We start from the raw sequence: 2,744 nt of genomic DNA, 5'->3' as shown, positions 1-2,744 counted from the left end.
GCCCGATGCCGGCGGCGCGACCGTCAACGTCGCGGGCGTGCCGTCGCTGTCGTCGCCGAATTCCGGCCTCTCGATCAGCGACCAGGTCGTGCCCGAGCTCGACATCAGCTATTTCTTCACCAAGAACATCGCGGCCGAGCTGATCCTCGGTGTGACCAGGCATTCGATCAGCGGCACCGGCTCGCTCGCGAATTTGCCGATCGGCAAGACCACGCTGCTGCCGCCGACGCTGACGCTGCAATATCACTTCGACAATTTCGGTGCGTTCAAGCCGTATATCGGCGCCGGCGTGAACTACACCGTGTTCTTCAACAATTCCGCCGCCAATGCGCCGGCCGCCATCGCCGGCCCGCCCGCGATCGTCGCCACCACCACCAGCCTGCACGTCAGCAACGCCTTCGGCGGCGCCGTACGAATGCACGGTGCGGGGATGCCGATCGTGCAGGAGCTTCGCGAGCGGGTCGCGATCCTCGGGGTGTCCCTGTACGGCGATCTCGAACAGCGATTCCTGAATGTCCCGGGGCATCTCACCCCAGACCGACAGCGCCGCGTGACCAAGCATCAAGGCAAAGCGTTCTTCGTTGACTTGCATCTTTGATCCTCCGCGCGGGAACAATGCGACATCAGACGCATCGTTCCCGGCGGCAGCCACCTACGCCTCGCCGGCCGGCTGTTGAGATCATGCAGCCTCCGCCTCGGCCTCCGCGAATCTGCCAGGCAGGCCTCGACACGCGCCGGCACGCCCAAACAAAAACGCGGCGGGGTGGCCCGCCGCGTTCAAATCCGGTTCGATGGTTAATCGGAGGACGGAGAATTACTCCTCCTCGTTGTCCTGCTTCTTGCCGCCGAGGGTCTTCAGCTTGGCGAAGACGGCGTCGACGTTGAGGTCGTCGCTCGATCGCTCGGCCGGCTCGAACTCGTCCTTCTTGGTGGTCTCCGAGGCCGGCAGCAGGGTCGCGCCGCCATAGGCCGCGTCGATCGGCTTTTCCTTGGCCGCGCGGGCCACCTCGAAATCGAGCTCGATCTGCGAGCAGAGGCCGAGGGTGACCGGATCGATCGGGGTCAGCGAGGAGGTGTTCCAGTGGGTGCGGTCGCGCACGCTCGCGATCGTGCTCTTGGTGGTGCCGACCAGGCGCATGATCTGGGCGTCCTTGAGCTCCGCGTGGTTGCGCAGCAGCCAGAGGATGGCGCTCGGGCGCTCGTGGCGGCGCGAGACCGGGGTGTAGCGCGGGCCCTTGCGCTTGGGCTGCGGCGGCAGCACGACCTTGCTCTCCTGGAGGCGGAGGCGGTAATCCGGGTTCTTCTCGCCCTTCTCGATCTCCTCGCGGGTGAGCTGGCCGTTGGAGAGGGGATCCATGCCCTTGATGCCCTGGGCCGCGTCGCCGTCGGCGATCGCGCGCACCTCGAGGGGATGCATCTTGGTGAAATCGGCGACCTGGTCGAAGGTCAGCGCGGTGTTGTCGAGCAGCCAGACGGCGGTCGCCTTGGGCATCAGAGGTGCGTTGCTCATGGCAAATCTCCTTTGTGCTTCGCCCACCCCTTTGGAGGCGAAGCCGGTGGTCATCAGCGATGACTGGGAATTCGCGCTATATAAGCCCGGAGGGGGTAGCCACGCAATGGTTCTGCTATAGATAGTGCCTTGACAGCGCCCGAAAGGGGGCCCAATTCCCTCTGAAGTCGCCGTAAGCCCGTACCCAAGCCCTATTCATCCATCGACCGCTTCCCGCCCCCATTTGGCGAGGTGATTCGGTCCCGAGATCGCTCAATGTCAGCAAAACCAGACCTCAAGATCGTGCTTTGTTCTCCCCGCGGCTTCTGCGCCGGGGTGGTCCGGGCGATCGACACCGTGGAACGGGCGCTCGATAAATACGGTGCCCCCGTCTATGTTCGCCATGAGATTGTGCACAATAAATACGTCGTCGACGGGTTGAAGAAGAAGGGTGCCATCTTCGTCGAGGAGCTGGCCGAAATCCCGGAAAACACCTCCGCGCCGGTGGTGTTCTCGGCCCATGGCGTGCCGAAATCGGTTCCCGCCGACGCCCAGTCCCGCAATTTGTTCTCGCTGGACGCGACCTGCCCGCTGGTGACCAAGGTCCACCGCGAGGCCGCGATCCACTTCAAGCGCGGCCGCGAGATCTTCCTGATCGGCCATTCCCATCACCCCGAGGTGGTCGGCACGCTCGGTCAGCTCCCCGTCGGCGCCGTCACCCTGATCGAGACCGCCGAGGACGCCAAGACCATCACCCCGAAGGACCCCAACAACCTCGCCTTCGTGACCCAGACCACACTGTCGATCGACGACACCGCGGAGATCGTCGCGCTGCTCAAGGAGCGTTTTCCGAACATCAACGGGCCGCACAAGGAAGACATCTGCTACGCCACCACCAACCGCCAGCTTGCGGTGAAGAAGGTGGCACCGGTGGTGGACGCCCTGATCGTGGTCGGCGCGCCGAACTCGTCGAACTCGCAGCGCCTGCGCGAGGTCGCCGAGCGTGAGGGCTGCCCGATTGCGGTGCTGGCGCAGCGCGCCGCCGACCTCGACTGGAAGCGGTTCGAAAACATCACCAGCCTCGGCATCACCGCGGGCGCCTCGGCGCCGGAAGTGATCGTCGAGGAGATCATGGACGCGTTCGCCGAGCGCTTCACGCTGCATGTGGAGACGGTCTCGGCCGCGGAAGAGAACGAGTTCTTCCCGTTGCCGCGCCAGGTGCGCCCCGAAGCCGCCGCCGAGTAGACCTCTATGG

General features: G+C 64.9%; 3 protein-coding genes. 2 read left to right on the top strand and 1 reads right to left on the bottom strand.

Annotated elements, in window-relative coordinates; translation table 11 throughout:
• A partial coding sequence (locus AC1D00_RS36965; protein WP_477014063.1) for an OmpW/AlkL family protein occupies positions 1-598 on the top strand: 598 nt, incomplete at its 5' end.
• Positions 599-814: 216 nt separating this feature from the next.
• Here AC1D00_RS36965 and AC1D00_RS36960 read toward each other — a convergent pair.
• A complete protein-coding gene (locus tag AC1D00_RS36960; RefSeq protein WP_167771343.1) occupies positions 815-1,510 on the bottom strand; it encodes a DUF1013 domain-containing protein in 696 nt (231 codons plus the stop codon).
• Between the two features lie 255 nt (positions 1,511-1,765).
• Between AC1D00_RS36960 and ispH the strand changes: the two genes are divergently transcribed.
• Positions 1,766-2,734 (top strand): 4-hydroxy-3-methylbut-2-enyl diphosphate reductase, encoded by a 969-nt coding sequence (gene ispH, locus AC1D00_RS36955; protein ID WP_027546981.1) that lies wholly within the window; start codon positions 1,766-1,768, stop codon positions 2,732-2,734.
• Positions 2,735-2,744: the final 10 nt, after the last annotated feature.

This window comes from Bradyrhizobium sp. P2_E8, assembly GCF_056403875.1.
The sequence above is the reverse complement of the archived record's forward strand: the minus strand, read 5'-3'. Positions and strand labels throughout refer to the sequence as shown.